This is a genomic window from Pseudomonas sp. LFS044 (assembly GCF_047978245.1).
GTDB lineage: Bacteria > Pseudomonadota > Gammaproteobacteria > Pseudomonadales > Pseudomonadaceae > Aquipseudomonas.
Map to the genome: position 1 here is coordinate 254304 of NZ_JBFPFX010000002.1, position 15879 is coordinate 270182.

Annotated in this window: 16 protein-coding genes, 1 tRNA gene and 1 pseudogene; 8 read left to right on the forward strand and 10 right to left on the reverse strand. The window is 63.0% G+C overall.

Translation table 11 applies throughout. From position 1 onward, the window contains the following. Nucleotides 1–23: 23 nt before the first annotated feature. Both ACNQPL_RS02755 and ACNQPL_RS02760 read right to left on the reverse strand, forming a co-directional pair. On the reverse strand, nt 24–827 hold the full coding sequence (locus tag ACNQPL_RS02755) for an MOSC domain-containing protein (RefSeq protein ID WP_346613834.1): 804 nt from the start codon (nt 825–827) through the stop codon (nt 24–26). 55 nt (nt 828–882) lie between these two features. Further along, nucleotides 883–1818, reverse strand: a complete 936-nt coding sequence (locus ACNQPL_RS02760) for a chemotaxis protein CheV (protein ID WP_346613833.1) — start codon at nt 1816–1818, stop codon at nt 883–885. Nucleotides 1819–2169: 351 nt separating this feature from the next. Here ACNQPL_RS02760 and ACNQPL_RS02765 point away from each other — a divergent pair, with 351 nt between their 5' ends. The 3 genes from ACNQPL_RS02765 to ACNQPL_RS02775 all read left to right on the forward strand — a co-directional run bounded on the left by ACNQPL_RS02765 (nt 2170) and on the right by ACNQPL_RS02775 (nt 4598). After that, the gene (locus ACNQPL_RS02765) at nt 2170–2676 is read left to right on the forward strand and encodes a histidine kinase (RefSeq protein ID WP_416465772.1); all 507 of its coding nucleotides are present in this window, start codon (nt 2170–2172) and stop codon (nt 2674–2676) included. Nucleotides 2677–3051: 375 nt separating this feature from the next. Next, nucleotides 3052–3942 carry a sensor histidine kinase gene (locus tag ACNQPL_RS02770; RefSeq protein WP_416465774.1) on the forward strand — a complete coding sequence of 297 codons (891 nt, stop codon included), beginning with the start codon at nt 3052–3054 and terminating at the stop codon, nt 3940–3942. Then, nucleotides 3939–4598, forward strand: a complete 660-nt coding sequence (locus tag ACNQPL_RS02775; protein ID WP_387529797.1) for a response regulator — start codon at nt 3939–3941, stop codon at nt 4596–4598. The genes ACNQPL_RS02770 and ACNQPL_RS02775 overlap by 4 nt, the downstream gene beginning before the upstream one ends. On the opposite strand, the gene yegS is transcribed toward ACNQPL_RS02775, so the two are convergent. Next, nucleotides 4579–5463, reverse strand: coding sequence for a lipid kinase YegS (gene yegS, locus ACNQPL_RS02780; protein WP_346613829.1), 885 nt, complete (start codon nt 5461–5463; stop codon nt 4579–4581). The genes ACNQPL_RS02775 and yegS overlap by 20 nt on opposite strands. Nucleotides 5464–5852: 389 nt before the next feature. Between yegS and ACNQPL_RS02785 the strand changes: the two genes are divergently transcribed. Continuing rightward, entirely contained in the window at nt 5853–7100 is a 1248-nt protein-coding gene (locus tag ACNQPL_RS02785; RefSeq protein WP_416465776.1) for a glycosyltransferase family 4 protein, read from the forward strand. Here ACNQPL_RS02785 and glp read toward each other — a convergent pair. Together glp and moaB are read right to left on the reverse strand one after the other, a co-directional pair. Next, nucleotides 7089–8276, reverse strand: coding sequence for a gephyrin-like molybdotransferase Glp (gene glp, locus ACNQPL_RS02790; protein ID WP_416465778.1), 1188 nt, complete (start codon nt 8274–8276; stop codon nt 7089–7091). The two genes, ACNQPL_RS02785 and glp, sit on opposite strands and share 12 nt — an antisense overlap. Nucleotides 8277–8298: 22 nt before the next feature. Then, the gene (moaB, locus tag ACNQPL_RS02795; RefSeq protein WP_387529806.1) at nt 8299–8838 is read right to left on the reverse strand and encodes a molybdenum cofactor biosynthesis protein B; all 540 of its coding nucleotides are present in this window, start codon (nt 8836–8838) and stop codon (nt 8299–8301) included. Between the two features lie 174 nt (nt 8839–9012). Here moaB and ACNQPL_RS02800 point away from each other — a divergent pair, with 174 nt between their 5' ends. After that, nucleotides 9013–9234: a YgdI/YgdR family lipoprotein gene (locus ACNQPL_RS02800; protein ID WP_027596642.1), complete on the forward strand. Its 222-nt coding sequence runs from the start codon at nt 9013–9015 to the stop codon at nt 9232–9234. Between the two features lie 82 nt (nt 9235–9316). Continuing rightward, nucleotides 9317–9393: transfer RNA gene (locus ACNQPL_RS02805), tRNA-Pro, on the forward strand. Nucleotides 9394–9446: 53 nt separating this feature from the next. On the opposite strand, the gene ACNQPL_RS02810 is transcribed toward ACNQPL_RS02805, so the two are convergent. The 3 genes and pseudogenes from ACNQPL_RS02810 to ACNQPL_RS02820 all read right to left on the reverse strand — a co-directional run bounded on the left by ACNQPL_RS02810 (nt 9447) and on the right by ACNQPL_RS02820 (nt 13017). Then, nucleotides 9447–10214 (reverse strand): methyl-accepting chemotaxis protein, encoded by a 768-nt coding sequence (locus ACNQPL_RS02810; protein ID WP_416465792.1) that lies wholly within the window; start codon nt 10212–10214, stop codon nt 9447–9449. Nucleotides 10215–10331: 117 nt separating this feature from the next. Continuing rightward, nucleotides 10332–11162 (reverse strand): annotated as a pseudogene (locus tag ACNQPL_RS02815) (methyl-accepting chemotaxis protein); the annotation flags it as partial. A 91-nt stretch (nt 11163–11253) separates the two neighbouring features. Next, entirely contained in the window at nt 11254–13017 is a 1764-nt protein-coding gene (locus ACNQPL_RS02820; protein ID WP_346613824.1) for an ABC transporter transmembrane domain-containing protein, read from the reverse strand. A 202-nt stretch (nt 13018–13219) separates the two neighbouring features. On the opposite strand from ACNQPL_RS02820, the gene ACNQPL_RS02825 reads away from it, so the two are divergent. After that, nucleotides 13220–13393, forward strand: a complete 174-nt coding sequence (locus ACNQPL_RS02825; protein ID WP_346613823.1) for a PA1571 family protein — start codon at nt 13220–13222, stop codon at nt 13391–13393. A gap of 49 nt (nt 13394–13442) precedes the next feature. On the opposite strand, the gene pdxB is transcribed toward ACNQPL_RS02825, so the two are convergent. Both pdxB and tusA read right to left on the reverse strand, forming a co-directional pair. Beyond that, on the reverse strand, nt 13443–14585 hold the full coding sequence (pdxB, locus tag ACNQPL_RS02830) for a 4-phosphoerythronate dehydrogenase PdxB (protein ID WP_416465781.1): 1143 nt from the start codon (nt 14583–14585) through the stop codon (nt 13443–13445). Nucleotides 14586–14645: 60 nt separating this feature from the next. Continuing rightward, nucleotides 14646–14888, reverse strand: coding sequence for a sulfurtransferase TusA (gene tusA, locus ACNQPL_RS02835; protein ID WP_346613821.1), 243 nt, complete (start codon nt 14886–14888; stop codon nt 14646–14648). Between the two features lie 325 nt (nt 14889–15213). Between tusA and ACNQPL_RS02840 the strand changes: the two genes are divergently transcribed. Continuing rightward, nucleotides 15214–15879, forward strand: coding sequence for an autoinducer binding domain-containing protein (locus tag ACNQPL_RS02840; RefSeq protein ID WP_347033368.1), 666 nt, complete (start codon nt 15214–15216; stop codon nt 15877–15879).

Genomic DNA, 15879 nt, shown 5'->3' on the forward strand with positions numbered 1-15879 from the left:
CGAAGAGCATTGGCTGGTAAACGCTACTCCAGCACTTCGACTTCCATCCCCACTTCAACCCGGCCAGTGCCCTCCACCGCCAGGTTTTGCCCGAACAGGATATCCCCCTCCTTTTCGCGGAAGGTCCTTAACGTGGTCAGTGGTTCACGGTCCGGGCTGCGCTGCCCGGTCGCCGGGTCAAGCGTGGTGAAGATGCACCGTACGCTGGGCTTGAGCACACGAAACTGCAACGTGCCGATACGAATCCGCTTCCAGCCATCCTCGGCAAAAGGCGCTGCACCCTGCACCACCAGGTTGGGGCGAAAACGCAGCATCTCCATGGGGCGGCCTATGCGCCTGTTCAGCTCATCCAGCGAGCCCTGGCCAATCAGCAGCAACGGGAACCCATCGGGGAACGCCGCCCGGTCACTGATCAAACCATAACCACTGGGCAGGTAACGCGCCCGCTGCTCCGGGCAGTAGACCAGACGCACCGGCTTGCCGAGCATCTGCGACAACCAGGCTGCCGCCTCGTCGCCGGCATCCGGCACACGGAATGTGTCACGCCAGAGGGTCACACCGCGCAAGCCCTCATCAGCGCCAGGCAGCGCCACCCTCAACACGGCTTGCCCCGGCGCCTCCAGCAGCAGCGCCCCGGCCTCATCATCGCGCGCCTTCAACTGGCTGAGCTGCGGCCAGGCGCGCTGGGTAAGGAAGCGGCCGTTGCCTTCCTCGACCACCATCCAGCGTCGATCACCCCGCAGCCCCAGATGATCCACCGCCGAAGCCTGCAGGCATTGCGCCTGCCCCGACTTCACCGGGTACCGATACAACTCACTCAGAAACATCCCTGCCTGCCTCGTGCCATGCAAAAGCCCAGCTTATACCCGGCAGGCGCTGGGATCACGCAGCGGTTGTGTTCAACAGCAGGCGCTGCTTGACCACATCGACCAGGCGATCAGGTTGGAACTTGGAGAGGAAATTGTCACAGCCGACTTTCTTGACCATCGACTCATTGAAGCTGCCCGACAACGACGTGTGCAGCACCACGTAAAGCTTGCGCAGGCGCGCATCGCTGCGGATTTCCGTGGTCAGCCGGTAACCATCCATTTCAGGCATTTCTGCATCGGTAAATACCATCAGCAGCTTCTCGCACACATCTTCGCCGGCATCGGCCCAACCCTTGAGCATGCGCAGCGCCTTCAGGCCATCGCTGGCCACATGCAGTTTCACCCCCAATTGCGACAGGGTGTCACGCAACTGCGCCAAGGCCACGCTGGAGTCGTCCACCAGTAGCACCTCCCGGCCACGGGCACGCGCCAGTACCGGGTCGGCAAGCTTGTCGTTGGACACCTTGGCGTTGTACGGCACGATCTCGGCCAACACCTTTTCCACGTCGATCACTTCCACCAGTTGCTCGTCCACCTTGGTGATGGCGGTCAGGTAATGCTGGCGGCCGGCACTGGAGGGCGGTGGCAGGATGGCTTCCCAGTTCATGTTGACGATGCGATCAACCCCGCCCACCAGAAATGCCTGCACCGAACGGTTGTACTCGGTGACGATGATCGTGCTGTCTGGCCCAGGCGTCAGCGGGCGCATGCCGATCGCCTGGGACAGGTCGATCACCGGCAGGGTTTGCCCGCGCAAGTTGACCACGCCACAGACGAACGGGTGACGCTGCGGCATCAAGGTCAGCTTGGGCAGTTGCAGCACTTCCTGCACCTTGAACACGTTGATCGCGAACAGCTGGCGGCCAGCCAGGCGAAACATCAGGATTTCCAGGCGGTTCTCACCTACCAGTTGCGTACGTTGGTCTACCGTGTCGAGAATGCCGGCCATTGGAAAGCCCCCAGGCTTGAGTCGAAAAATGTGAAATCATCCACCCTGTATCGGCGGTTTGCAGCGCAGCTTGACCCATGTATGAAAATGCCGCGCAGGCAATTGATATCACATTACCATCATGCTTTACTGCGGACATCCCAGCTTGGATCCAGTGCTTGGGCACCCTGTCGCACCCTAGGCCGCCATCAGGGAAACCCCTAGAAGCAATCGGGTGTAACCTGATTTGCGCGATATCCTTTAGCCATTAATGTGACGCCATTCTCACTGCATGAATGGAGTCAGGCTTTTGCTAGCGACCGACATGGCTTTGCCATCCCCCGCTCCCGCCGTGCACGCCGGAGCCTCATGATGGACAGCACAGCCGCCAACAGCAGCGCGCTGCAGGAGTTTCTGCTGGATGCGCAGGTCTTGCTGACCCAGTCTCAGGAATGCCTGCAGCACCTGCAACTGATCGCCAATGACGCCGACGCCTGCCTCTGCCTGAGCAATACCCTCGATACCCTTGCCCGGCGTGCCAGCGGCCTGGGGCTGGTCGAAGTCGCGCACTACACCACTGCCCTGCAGCAACTGCTGGCCCCAGCCTGCCAGCACCAGCACCTGCCCAATGAAGCCTTGCCCGCCCTGGGGGCCTGCCTCACCCTGTTGGCCTGGCAAGTCGAGCTGCTGGACCTGCAAACCGGGCGCCTGGCCCTCGATGCGACGGAGCAAGTAGCGTTGCTGACCGAGTTGGCAAGCGCGCTGGGCCAGCCACTGCCGCAAACGTGTGCGCCTTGTCAGCACAGTGGCGACGAATGCGTTCACCCCCCTGCACCCGCCGCCCAGGGCACAGCCTACAGAGCAAGCCGGGCGCACTAGCGGGATAGCAACCTGCAACTAACCGCGTCATGCAATCCGAAATGGATGAACTTGTTAAGTTTGAGGTGCGAGCACTTGCCTGCCAGCGCGCAAGTTGAACGGGGTATGTCTCAAGACCGGAACCAATGATAGCAATTAGCTATTTAGCGCAGGCATAGAACCGCCGTGATCGGCCCGGAAATCCCTAGGTTTCAAAGCATTACCCAGCCGCGACCGACGCATCTTGAAGTGTTAACATGCGCACTAACAATCATCGGCCACCGGTATATGGATCGCCTCGACGCACGCTCGGAGATTGTTGAAAACACCACGCCAAAGCCTTTGGCAAGACATGTTCAAGGCCCCCATCAGCAAGACTTCAGTGGCTTCCCATTTATGCTCCCACGCTTGAAGATCCCTCTGCGTTGCCGTTCACGCGCCAGCTTGCTGCGCTGGGCGACTGCATTGCTGTGCGTGGCATCCCTGGCTGGCAATCTTTGCTTGTTCATCGGCGGGCAGGCGATGCCGGCCAGCCTGTTGCTGCTGCAACTGGCGGCGATGCTCGGGGTTGGCTGGCAGTTGAGCCATGACGCCAGGTCAATCAGCCTTCGCCCGGCGGAGTTGGCCGATCGCATGCTCAAGGTTCAGGAAAGCGAGCGTCAACACCTTAGCCGTGAGCTGCATGACGACATTGGCCAACTGCTCACTGCCGCCACGATGCAGGTGGGCTGGTTGCAACGGCGGCTACCGAGCGACCTGCAGGCACACTGCGGCACTTTGCGCGGCACGCTTGAAGACACTTTGGGCAAGGTGCGCGATGTGTCTGCCATTCTCAACCCACGGCAACTGGCGAGCCTTGGCCTGGAGGCCAGCCTGCGTGCGCACCTGGTGCGTACGCTGGCGAACACCGACGTGCATTGGAGCCTGGAGTGCCATCAACGGCTGGGGGGTATTTCCGAAGCCGTGGCCATGGCGGCCTTTCGCATCACGCAAGAAGCCGTCACCAACATCCTGCGCCATGCGCAAGCGCGTAACCTGACCATCCGCCTGCAGCGCAGCCCCGTCGGCCTGGCCCTGTCGATTCAGGACGACGGGCAGGGCTTCATGCCTGCTGCCAATCCGGCCGAAGCCGGCCAACGCGGCATGGCCGGCATGCAGGAACGCGCCACTGCTCTGCAAGGCAGCCTGGAAATTACCAGCCAGCTCGGCATGGGCACGCGGATCGAGGTCTTGTTCCCGTGGCCGCCGCGCACCCATGAACGCGCCAGGACCCCTGTTTCCCCATGACTTGCAGACTGTTGCTGGTAGATGACCACTCGCTGATCCGAGCCGGCGTTCGCGCCCTGGTATCCGACATTCCCGGCTACACCGTGGTGGGCGAAGCCGAAGATGGCGACCAGTTGCTCGAACAGGCTCAGCAGCTGGCGCCCGATATGGTCCTGCTGGATATTTCCATGCGCTCGACCAGCGGCCTGGACGCCCTCACCCAGCTGCGCGCCACCGGCAACACCTGCAAGGTGCTGATCCTGTCCATGCACACCGACCCTGACCTGATCATGCGGGCCCTGGAAAGCGGTGCCCATGGTTACCTGCTCAAGGACGCCACCGCCACCGAACTGGAGCAGGCCCTGGCCGCCTTGCGCAGCGGTGAGCGCTACCTGAGCCCGGCCATCGCCCACACCGTGATCAACCAGGCGCTGATGCGGGCGCAGCACGGCAAGCAGCCCAATGTAGACCGCCACAACCTGACTGCTCGGCAGCTGGAAATCCTGCGCCTGATCGTGCGCGGCAAATCCACCCGTGAGATTGCCACTGGCCTGGGCCTGTCGATCAAAACCGTTGAAACCCATCGCTCACAAATCATGAAGCGCCTGCAGATCCATGACGTTGCAGGCCTAGTACTGTTTGCCGTGCGCGAGAAAATCATTCGCCTGGACGACTGAGCAGCGCTGAATCGGGCGGCAAATGCAGGCGCAGCGCGGCGGGTAGGGATTCGAAACGCAGACTGTCACCCTGCAAAGGCTCGCCATCCAGGTTGATATCCAGGCCTTGGGAGCTTTTGATTTCAACCCACGGCAAGCGCGCGCGGACGAACAACCCCTCCCCCGCCAGCAGATCACGCAGCGCCCCTACCACTTCCTGCGGCGCCGGCAATATGGCGACGTCAAGCAAGCCGTCATCCACCACCGCCTCCCCACACAACACCTGCCCGCCACCGGCCTGACGACCGTTGCCGATACCCAGCGCCAGCAAGTCGCCTTGCCAGTGGAAGCCTGGGCCCGTCAGCTCCACCGATGCGGCCTGCAGCTCGCTGAAGCGTGACAGCCCGGTAAACAGGTAGGCCGCGGCACCCAATACCTTCTTCAAGTCCTCGGAGGTGTTGGCGGTGACCTGGCTGCCAAAGCCGCCGGTGGCCATGTTCAGGAACAGCTGGTCGCCAACCCGCCCCAGGTCGATCGGCCGAGCTGGCTGGTCCAGCAGGGCCAACGCCTCGGCCGGCTCCAGTGAAACGCCCGCAGCCTTGGCAAAATCGTTGGCGGTGCCCAGCGGCAGCAATGCCAGGCTGGCCTCGGTGCGAGCATGCCCCATGGCTTCGGCCACGTCACGCAAGGTGCCATCGCCGCCCCCGGCGACCACATGCGTATAACCGGCCGCCAGCGCCTCGGCGACCAGCCGCTGCGCATCACCCGCCTCCCAGGTAACCCGCACATCCACGGTCCAGCCCCGCTCGCGCTGGGCGAGCACGGCTTTGCGTACCTCTTCGTTCATCGCCTGCTTGCCATGCAGGATCACTATCGCCTTGCGCATCGCGCTTCTCCCTGGGGATCGATCATTGCAAATCTCGACCACAGTCAGTGCAGGAATGCTGCATGGCTCAGGTAATAAAACGTCTGGGCGAGCGATCTGCCTGAGCAAAACGCCAGAATAATCCGAACGGCATTGAAAGCTTTGCTGCTCGAGCGCATCATCGACAAGTAATTGGCTTTTCCTCTTTAAACTTTTGAGTGTCGCCAGTTTTTTGACTTTGCGTCAGCGTTTTTTTGTCGTTGAGCGCTGGCACTACGGCTGCAACGGACCCCGGCGAACGAGACAAGGTGAGCTTTACTCAAAAGAAAGGGCGTGTCCCGGCAGCAGCACATGGCTAGCTACCAGCGGGCGCGTTTGTTGTCTGCGGTTTTTGGCGAGGATTCCGGCTCATGCGCATACTCTGGACACTGCCCTACCTGCCCTGGCCCACCACCAGCGGCAGCAAGACCCGGCAATACCACCTGTTGCGCGCCCTTGCGCAACACGGCCACCGGATCACCTTGCTGGTGCAGTCAAAGATCCCGCTGAACGATGCCACCCGCGAAGCGCTGGAGCCACTGGTCGAGCGCCTGATCGTGCTGCCCCGCCGCGCGCTGCACAGCCCGCTGAACCTGCTGGCCTCGCCGATCATCGATTACCCCATGCGCGCAATCATCAACGGGCTGGCGCCGTGCCTGCGGCATCGTTTCGAACAACTGCTGGACGAACCCTGGGACGTCATCCAGATCGAACACAGCTATGGTTTCCAGCCCTTCGAGAAAGCCCTGCAAGCCCGGGGCCTGCCCTACATGCTCAGCGAGCATACCTTGGAGTCGGTGATGGGTGCCGCCTGCCACGACCGCCTGCCGCTATGGTTGCGGCCGCTGAACGCATTCGACCGCTGGCGCTATCGTCGGTGGGAACAACGTGTATTGAGCCAGCCGAACGAGGTGGTGGCGGTGAGCGCGCATGACGCCGACCTGATCAGCCAGATCAGCGGCCGCCCGGTGAACGTGGTGGTCAACGGTGTGGATTGCGATTACTTCCAGGACGTGAAACCGGCCATGCACAGCCAACGCCTGCTGTTCGTTGGCAACTTCGAGTACGGTGCCAACCTGGAAGCCATCGAGTGGGCGCTGGAAGAAATCCTGCCGCAAGTGTGGATGAGCAACCCGGCAGTGCGCCTGGCCATCGCCGGGCATGCCATGCCGGCGAGCTGGAAGCTTCATTGGAACGACCCGCGCATCGAATGGCTCGGCTATCGCCCAGACCTGCGCGAACTGCAGCGGCGCTCGGCGCTGTTCTTTGCCCCCTTGCGTTACGCCGGTGGCTCCAAGGTAAAGATCCTCGAAGCCATGGCCGCCGGTTTGCCGGTCATCACCACCGGCAAGGGCGTGTCCGGGCTGGCCGTGAACAATGGCGAGCATTACCTGGGCAGCGATGACGGCGGCCAATTGGCGCTGCTGATCACCCAACTGCTCAACCAGCCCTGGCGCATGTGCCAGCTGAGCGAAGCCGGCCGCCAGTTCGCCCGGCAGCGCCACGACTGGAGCGTGGCCGCCCAGCAACTGGAGAACGTGCACATGCGCCTGACCCAGTCGGTGCCGGCCGACGCCACACAGCCCGGCGGCGCCTGGCTGGGGCGTTCAACCAAGTAGTTCGCTCAGCGGTATGAACGGCACGCTGTCACCCTGCTGCGGCGTGCTGCCTTCGCGCACCTCCACCAGGCCCTCGGCCCACGCAGCGCTGCGCAGCACGCCGGAGCTCTGGTTCTTGTAGATGCGCACGCGGCCGTTGTCGATGCGCGCGCGCAGGTACTCGCGGCGGGTACCGGCCTTGGGCCAATCGAACCCGGCAGGCACATCGAAACGCAGCGGCGTGACGTCTGCCACACCCTGGCGTCGCAACAAGTACGGGCGGGTCAACAGGCCGAATGTGACCAAGGTCGAGGCCGGGTTGCCTGGCAGGCCGATCACCGGCACCCCGTGATAGTGCCCAAAGGTCAACGGCTTGCCTGGCTTGATCGCCAGCTTCCACAAGGCCAGCTCACCGGCTTCGCGCAATGCCGCGCCAAGGTAGTCGGCTTCACCTACGGAAACCCCGCCTGTAGACAGGATCAGGTCGACATCACCCAGGCCGGCCAGGCACTCGCGGGTACGCACCAGGTCATCGGGGAGGATGCCCATGTCGCGCACCTCACAGCCCAGGCGCTGCAACCAGCTGACCAGCAGGCGCCGGTTGCTGTTGTAGATCTGCCCGGGGCCCAGCGGCAGCCCCGGTTCGACCAGTTCGTCGCCGGTGGACAACACCGCCACCCGCACCCGCCGCACCACGTGCAGCTGCGCATGGCCCAGGGTCGCAGCCAGGCCCAGCTCGATCGGCCCCAGGCGTGTGCCTGCCACCATGACCTGTTCCCCCTTGCGGGTTTCCTGGCCTTGGGGGCGAACATTCTGATCGAGCCTCAGCTGCTCGAGAAAGCGTACCCGGCCATCGGCCAACACTTCTGTGTTTTCCTGCATCTCGACGCAGTCTGCACCTGCCGGCAACGGCGCACCGGTGAAGATCCGCGCGCAAGTACCGGGCTGCAGGGGCTCGGGTGCGTGCCCTGCGAAGATGCGCTGGCTGACCGGCAGCGGTTCGCCCTGGTGATCAGCCAGACGCAACGCATAGCCGTCCATGGCGCTGTTCGGCCAGGGCGGCAGGTCGAGCGACGCCACCAGGTCGGTCGCCAGCACACGGCCCTCGGCCTCGGCCAACGGCACGGTTTCAATGTCTTTGATCGGCGCCGCTTCAGCCAGCGCCAACAGCTGTGCCAGGGCTTCTTCCACCGGCATCAATGGCCGCGCCTGCGGCGCCTCAGCCACGGCTTTCGCAGGCCACTGCCTGCTTCAGGTGCGCAACGAAATTGCACGGGCGATGGCGGGCATCGAGCTGTTCGGCAAGGATACCGTCCCAGCCGGTGCGCACGGCATTGGTGGACCCAGGCAGGCAGCACACCAGCGTACCGTTGGCGAGGCCGGCAAGGGCGCGCGACTGGACCGTGGAGGTGCCGATATCCGGGACGGAGATCTGCCGGAACAGCTCGCCGAAGCCGTCTACCTGCTTGTCCAGCAGGCAGGCAACGGCTTCTGGGGTACTGTCACGGCCGGTGAAGCCGGTGCCGCCAGTAATCAGCACGACCTGCACGCTGTCGTCGGCGATCCAGGTGGCGACCTGCGCGCGAATCTTGTACAAATCGTCCTTGAGCAGCACACGGGCAGCCAGCTGGTGGCCCGCTGCAGTCAGGCGGTCAACGAACATCTGGCCGGAGGTATCGGTGTCGAATGTGCGGGTGTCGCTGACCGTCAGCACGGCAATGTTCAGCGCCACGAAGGGGGTATCTGCCTTGGCTTTCATGAGTGTCCATCGCAGGAGAAGGGGTGGCCGCATTTATATCACAGCCGCCCCTGCGGCACCCTCGACAGACCCAGGTCAATACATCGTCATTGGCGCTATGCTGCACTTGTAAGGAACTTGCGCAGACACCCTGCGTCATAAAGTCATCTAGCACCATTGCACTGGAGAAACACGATGATTCAACGGACCCTTCCTGCCTTCCTGCTCGCCCTCGGCCTGGGCGCTCTCGCCGGCTGTGCTTCGCCGACCGTGATCACCCTGAACGACGGCCGTGAGATCCAGGCAGTGGACACGCCATCCTTCGACGAGGACTCCGGTTTCTACGAATTCGAGCAACTCGATGGCAAGCGTACGCGCCTGAACAAAGACCAGATCCGCACCGTCAAAGAGCTCTGATCTGGCACCGGCTTTTGAGCATAAGCCCGTTTAACAACAAGGGCTTGCGCTCGAAAATGCGATGCAGTAGGATTTCGTTCATCGGAGTGTAGCGCAGCCAGGTAGCGCGTCTCGTTCGGGACGAGAAGGCCGCAGGTTCGAATCCTGTCTCTCCGACCAAATCCCACTCGAAAAGCCCGCCATGTGCGGGCTTTTTGTTGCCTGCGATTGGCCTATGCAGTCAGCCGCGACGTCACTTCGCCCAGCTGCCCCGACAAACCATGCAAGCGCTGCCCTGCCTGCTCGGTGTGCTGCACCGCCTGCTGGTTGGCTGTGGCGATGCGGGTGATCTCGATCAGGTTGCGCGAAATATCGTCGGCCACGCTGGTCTGCTCTTCGGCCGCCGTGGCGATTTGCCGGTTCATGTCGCGGATCGCTTCCACCGCCGTGGTGATGCGCTGCAGCATCTGCCCGGCCTGCTGCACCTGCTCGGCGCCCTCCTCGCTGCGCTGCTGGCCGCTTTCAATAGCCTTGACCGCCTCTACCGCACCCGACTGCACCGCCTCGATGATCTGGTGGATTTCGGCAATCGACGCGGCGGTACGCTGGGCCAAACTGCGCACCTCGTCGGCGACCACTGCAAAGCCACGCCCGGCCTCGCCCGCACGGGCCGCTTCAATGGCCGCGTTGAGCGCCAGCAGATTGGTCTGTTCAGCAATCCCCCGGATCACTTCCAGCACCTTGCCGATGCGCGAGCTGTCATTTTCAAGGTGGCGGATCACTGCGGCGGTACCGGCAATCTCGCGGTTGACCACACCAATGATGTCGATGGTCTGCTGCATGACCTGCTCACCAGCCTGGGCACTGTGGTCGGCATCATCTGCGGCACGCGCGGCCTCGGCAGCGTGGCGGGCAACCTCCTGGGCAGTGGCGGACATCTCGTGCATGGCCGTGGCCACCTGGTCGGTACGCTGGAACTGGTCCTGGGTGCCCCGTGCCATGTCGCCGGCAATCGTGCGCAGCTGGCCACTGGCGCCTTCAAGTTCCTGGGCGTTGTCCTTGAGGCGGCCAACGGTTTCGGCCAGGAAATCACGCAGGGTATTGGCCGCGCGGGCCAGGCGGCCCAGTTCATCTTCACGACGGCCGTCGACGCGGGCGCCGAAGCGGCCCTGGCTCAGTTGCGCAACGTATTCGGTCAGCTGGGTGATGGGTTCGATCAGGTTACGATTGACCCGCCACAGGCTCAGCAAGCCTACCAGCAGCGCCGAGGCCAGCATCACCACCACACCCAGCCATACCGTGCGCTCGGCACTGGCATTGATGCTGGCGGCGCGTTCTCGGGCAGCGGCGCGCAGTTGCTCGACCAGCGCGCTCATCTGCTCACTGGCGGCACGGTCGACACCTTTGACCGCCAGGTCGCCGGCAACCGGGTCAGCACCGGCAGCCAGAAACGCCTGGCGCCCTTGCGCGTAGGCCACGCCCAACTGCCGGTGACTGTCGCGCAACTGTTGCAAGGGTGCCTTGAGCTTGTCATCACTGCTGTCGATCAGTTGCCCAAGCAACTGCTGAACCTGTTGTTCGCGAGCCTGAAACTGCTGCCAATACTTGTCCAACTCGGCCGGTTGGCGGCCGCGCAGCAGCACGTTCTTCCATTCCTGCACCTGGATCTTGAACTGCAGGTTGGCTTCGTCGATCGATTGCGAAGCCTGCAGCGGCCCTTCGACCAGCTCGGCGTAACCGCGCACGCTGGACGTCAGGAACTGGAAACACACCAGGGCGATCAGCAGCATCGCTGCAACGCTGCCGCCAAGCAGGGTGAGAATTTGCACTCGGAGGGATTTACGCAACATCGCGGATCTCGGGAACAAGGAAGTAGGAAACAGCGCGCCGTTGGCAGCGCCGCGACAGACATCCTTGTCCTCGTTCGCAGGCCAAAAAAAAGCTGCCATCGGGCGATAGCAGCCAATTCGAGCACTTACACAACAGATGCGGGGATAGTCTCAAGCCATTGCTACAGAAATGTTACAAACGCAAGTTGCATCAGGATGTGGTGAACTGCAGCGAGGCCAGGCGGGCATACAACGGGCTTGTTTCGATCAGCTGGCGATGGGTACCGACCGCCACCAGCTGCCCCTTGTCGATCACCGCGATGCGGTCGGCATGCTGCACGGTCGCGAGGCGGTGGGCGATGACCAGCGTGGTGCGGCCGGCCATCAGGGTTGGCAGCGCCTGCTGAATCAGGTGTTCGCTCTGGGCATCGAGGGCACTGGTCGCCTCGTCGAGCAACAGGATGGGAGCATCCACCAACAACGCCCGGGCAATTGCCAGGCGTTGGCGCTGCCCGCCCGACAGGCCGGTACCGCCCTCGCCCAGCGGCGTCTGATAACCCTGCGGTAATTGCCGGATAAAGGCGTCGGCGTGTGCGCCCCGTGCTGCCGCCTCGACCTCTGCAAAACTGGCCTCGGGGCGGCCGTAGCGAATATTGGCCTCCACCGTACCCCTGAACAGCGATGGGTTCTGCGCAACCAGGGCGAACTGGCTGCGCAACTGGGCCAATTCAAGGCTGGTGATTGGCTGCCCATCAAGAAGGATGCGCCCGCGTTGAGGGTCGTAGAAGCGCAGCAGCAAGTCGAACAAGGTCGACTTGCCCGCCCCCGATGGCCCCACCAGCGCTACGGTCTGGCCTGGCTCGATGACCAGGCTGAGGTTGTCGATCGCGGCCACCGATGGCCGTGAAGGGTAGGCAAACTCCACCTGTTGCAGTTCTATGCACCCGCTGGCGTGCTGTCGATCAAGGGCCACTGCCTGCTCGGGCTCAAGAATACTGCTGCGCGCCGCCAGCAGCTCGGCGATGCGCTCAGCCGCGCCCGCCGCACGCTGCAGCTCCCCGATCACTTCGCTGAGGGTACCGAAAGCACTGCCGACGATAAGGCTGTAGAACACGAAGGCGGCCAATTCACCGGCGGAAATACGCCCGGCAATCACGTCCATGCCACCCACCCACAGCATGACCCCCACTGCACCCAGCACCAGCACGATCACCAGGGTGATCAGCCACGCCCGCTGGGCGATGCGCTGACGTGCCACGCTGAACGCCGCCTCGACCGTGCCGGCAAACAGCTGGCGGTCCAGCGCCTGGTGGTTATACGCCTGCACCGTCTTGATCTGCCCCAGCGTCTCTGCCACGTAGCTGCCCACATCCGCCACCCGGTCCTGGCTTTGCCGCGACAGGCTGCGCACGCGCCGGCCAAACAGCAGGATTGGCGCGAGTACCAGCGGCAACGCCACCACGACGATGCTGGTGAGCTTGGGGTTGGTGATGAACAGCAGTACCACGCCACCGATGACCATCAGGGCATTGCGCAAGAACATCGACAGCGACGAGCCGATCACCGCTTGCAGCAATGTGGTGTCGGCGGTCAGCCGGGATTGTATTTCCGAGCTGCGGTTGTCTTCGAAGAACCCCGGATGCAGCCCGATCAGGTGATCGAACACGGCGCGGCGAATGTCGGCCACACACCGTTCGCCGATCCATGAAACCAGGTAGAAACGGCTGAACGTTCCGATGGCCAACGCCAGCACCAACATCAGGAACAGCCCGATGGTCTGGTTCAGCTGGTGCGCCGAGCGCGTCATGAACCCCTGGTCCACCAACAGGCGAATGCCCTGCCCCATGGACAAGGTGATAGCCGCTGTCGCCACCAGCGCCAGCAACGCCAGGCCTGCCTGGCGACGGTAAGGGCGCAGGAACTGCCAGCAGAGGGACAAGGCGCGACGCTGACGAGAGGAAACCGGTTCGGGCATGACGAAGACCACAGCAACAATGAGCCTGCAGCCTAGCACTCATCAGCCCTGGTGGTGGCTATAGCTCAACGTTCTAAAACGCCTCTGGAGGTTTGCCTGCGATTCTGTTGGACTGTAGAGGTCGTGGCACCCAAGAGCCCTTGTCACGGGCCGGTCACGGCGCAGGTTTACCTTGAAACTGGACCTGATGAGGAGACTGTATATGCCCTTGCAACACGGCAGTGACACCCAAAAGCCCCAGAACAATCCGCAATCCAAGCCCTGCGGTTCGATCATCGATGCCCAAGGCCATGAAGTCCCGATTACCGAGCAGATGATCCAGCGGGCCTGCAAAGACCTTGAGGACAGCCGGGTCAGGAAAGTGCCCAAGGGCTGAAAGAAGAATTGCTGCAACCCGGCGCTGGCGCCGGGTTTTTATTGGCCTGTCAGACCACCACACCCCCCAGTGCACTGACCATCTGCGCCAACTGCGGCGCCTCGCCGCGCAAGCGTACACGCAACCCCTCGACCTCTCGCCGCGCCGGGTAGTGCTTGCGCAGCTGGTCGAATGCCGCGCGCTGCTCGGCGGCATCGTCACTGAGGCTACGACGGAAATCGGCATCGTCGCGACGTGGGTCGTACACCGCGCGGCACAAGGTGGCCAAGGCCCAGTTCAGGTCGGCGTTGGCATCCAGCTCGATCTGCGCCAACGGCGGCTTGGGCAGCAGGTCCTGCAACTGCACACGCTCGGCCTCGCCGAGGAAGCGACACAGCGCCTGGTAGATCTGCGCCGTACCGCGCTGGCGGCCGTCCAGGCTGTAACCGGCAATGTGCGGGGTAGCCAGGGTGCATAGATCAGCCAACTGCAGGTCTACCTGCGGTTCGCCCTCCCACACATCAAGCACCGCGTGCACGTCTTCGCGGTCCAGCAGCAGTTCGCGCAGCGCTCGGTTATCCACCACCGGCCCGCGGCTGGCGTTGATCAGCCACGCGCCGGGACGCAGGTGCGCCAGTTGTGCCTCGCCCAGCAGGTGCCAGGTGGGGTGCTCGCCGGCACGCTGCAATGGGGTGTGCAGGCTGATCACATCGCACTGTTCGAGGATGCGTTCGAGGCTGACGAAGTCACCGCCTTCGGCGGCCTGGCGCAGGGGGTCGCAGACCAGCACCTTCCAGCCGAGGCCATGCAGCACACGCACCAGCCGCCCGCCGACTTCACCGGCGCCTACCACGCCATAGGTGCGTTGGGCCAGCGCCACGCCGTCCAGGTCGGCCAGGGTCAGCAAGCTGCCCAGCACGTAATCGACCACGCCGCGGGCGTTGCAGCCTGGTGCGCTGCTCCAGTGGATGCCCGCTTGGGCGAAATAGTCGAGGTCCAGGTGATCGGTGCCGATGGTGCAGGTGCCGACGAAGCGCACCTTGCTGCCTTCGAGCAGGTGCCGGTCGACTTTGGTCACCGAGCGCACCAGCAGCACATCGGCCTCTTTGACGCTGGCGGCGTCGAGGCTCCTGCCGGGGTAACGGCGGATCTCGCCGAAGCCTTCGAAGAAGGCATCGAGCAGCGGGATATTCTCGTCGGCAACTATCAGCATGGCGCTCTCCTGTCTGGGGAACGCAGTGTAGGTGCTACGCGGGGTGCGATCCAGCGCGGATCAGTCGGCTTTCTTGCGAATCCAGTACAGGTAGGTGCCGGACTCTTCCTGCTGCTGGAGGAGTTCGTGGCCGAGGAAGTTGCAGAACTTGGGGATGTCGCGGCGGGTGGAGGGGTCGGTGGCGATAACCTTGAGCAGGCCGCCGGCGGCGAGGTTGCGCACGTGGGTGTGCAGCATCATCACTGGTTCCGGGCAGTTCAGGCCGGTGGCATCGAGGATGGCGTCGGGGGTGAAATCAGTCATGGGGGGCTCCGCAAATGATCGCCTATTGTGGCGCATAGCGCAGCGCGGACCAATACCCACCTGCCCTCCCGCGTGAGTGCGAAGCGCACTGCTGTGCTTTTGCTCTGCTTTTGCTCTGCTTTGCTTCTAAGCGCGCGCTAGCTCAGTCACCACCGATTGCGACTTCAGGAGGCCGAGTGGAGGTCTTGCGGAGGGAGGTGACGGGCAGGATGCCCGGCAAGCGCTTCGGCCCATGGATGGGCCGTGGGCGCGGTCCTCCCGGGAGATGGAATTAGGGCAGCAGTTGGGATGGGATGCGTACTTTTATAGTATCTTTGCGCGAACCATGGATATGCAGGAGTTTACGGCTGTCGCGTTGAGGGCCTTGCGCGAACTACGGTTTGATTTTTTTGCCTACGGCATGTGCAGCGTGACTCCGTTCATGCGGCCCAGGACTTATATGTATGGCAATTATCCCGAGGACTGGGTGCAGCGATATCAGGCGGCTAACTACGCGGTGATCGATCCCACGGTGAAACACAGCAAAGTATCGTCGTCCCCCATTTTGTGGAGCAATGAGTTGTTCCGTGGGTGCCCGGATCTGTGGTCCGAAGCCAACGACTCGAATTTACGCCACGGCCTGGCACAGCCCTCGTTCAACACCCAGGGGAGGGTTGGGGTGTTAAGCCTGGCGCGCAAGGATAATCCCATCAGTCTTCAGGAATTTGAGGCGTTGAAGGTGGTGACCAAGGCGTTTGCCGCAGCGGTCCACGAGAAGATTTCCGAGCTGGAGAGCGACGTGCGTGTGTTCAATACGGATGTGGAGTTCAGCGGTAGGGAATGTGATGTGCTGCGCTGGACGGCCGACGGCAAGACCTCGGAGGAAATCGGCGTGATCATGGGGGTGTGCACCGATACGGTGAATTACCACCACCGCAACATCCAACGCAAAATCGGCGCCAGTAACCGCGTGCAGGCAGTCTCTTACGCCGTCGCGATGGGCTATATCTGA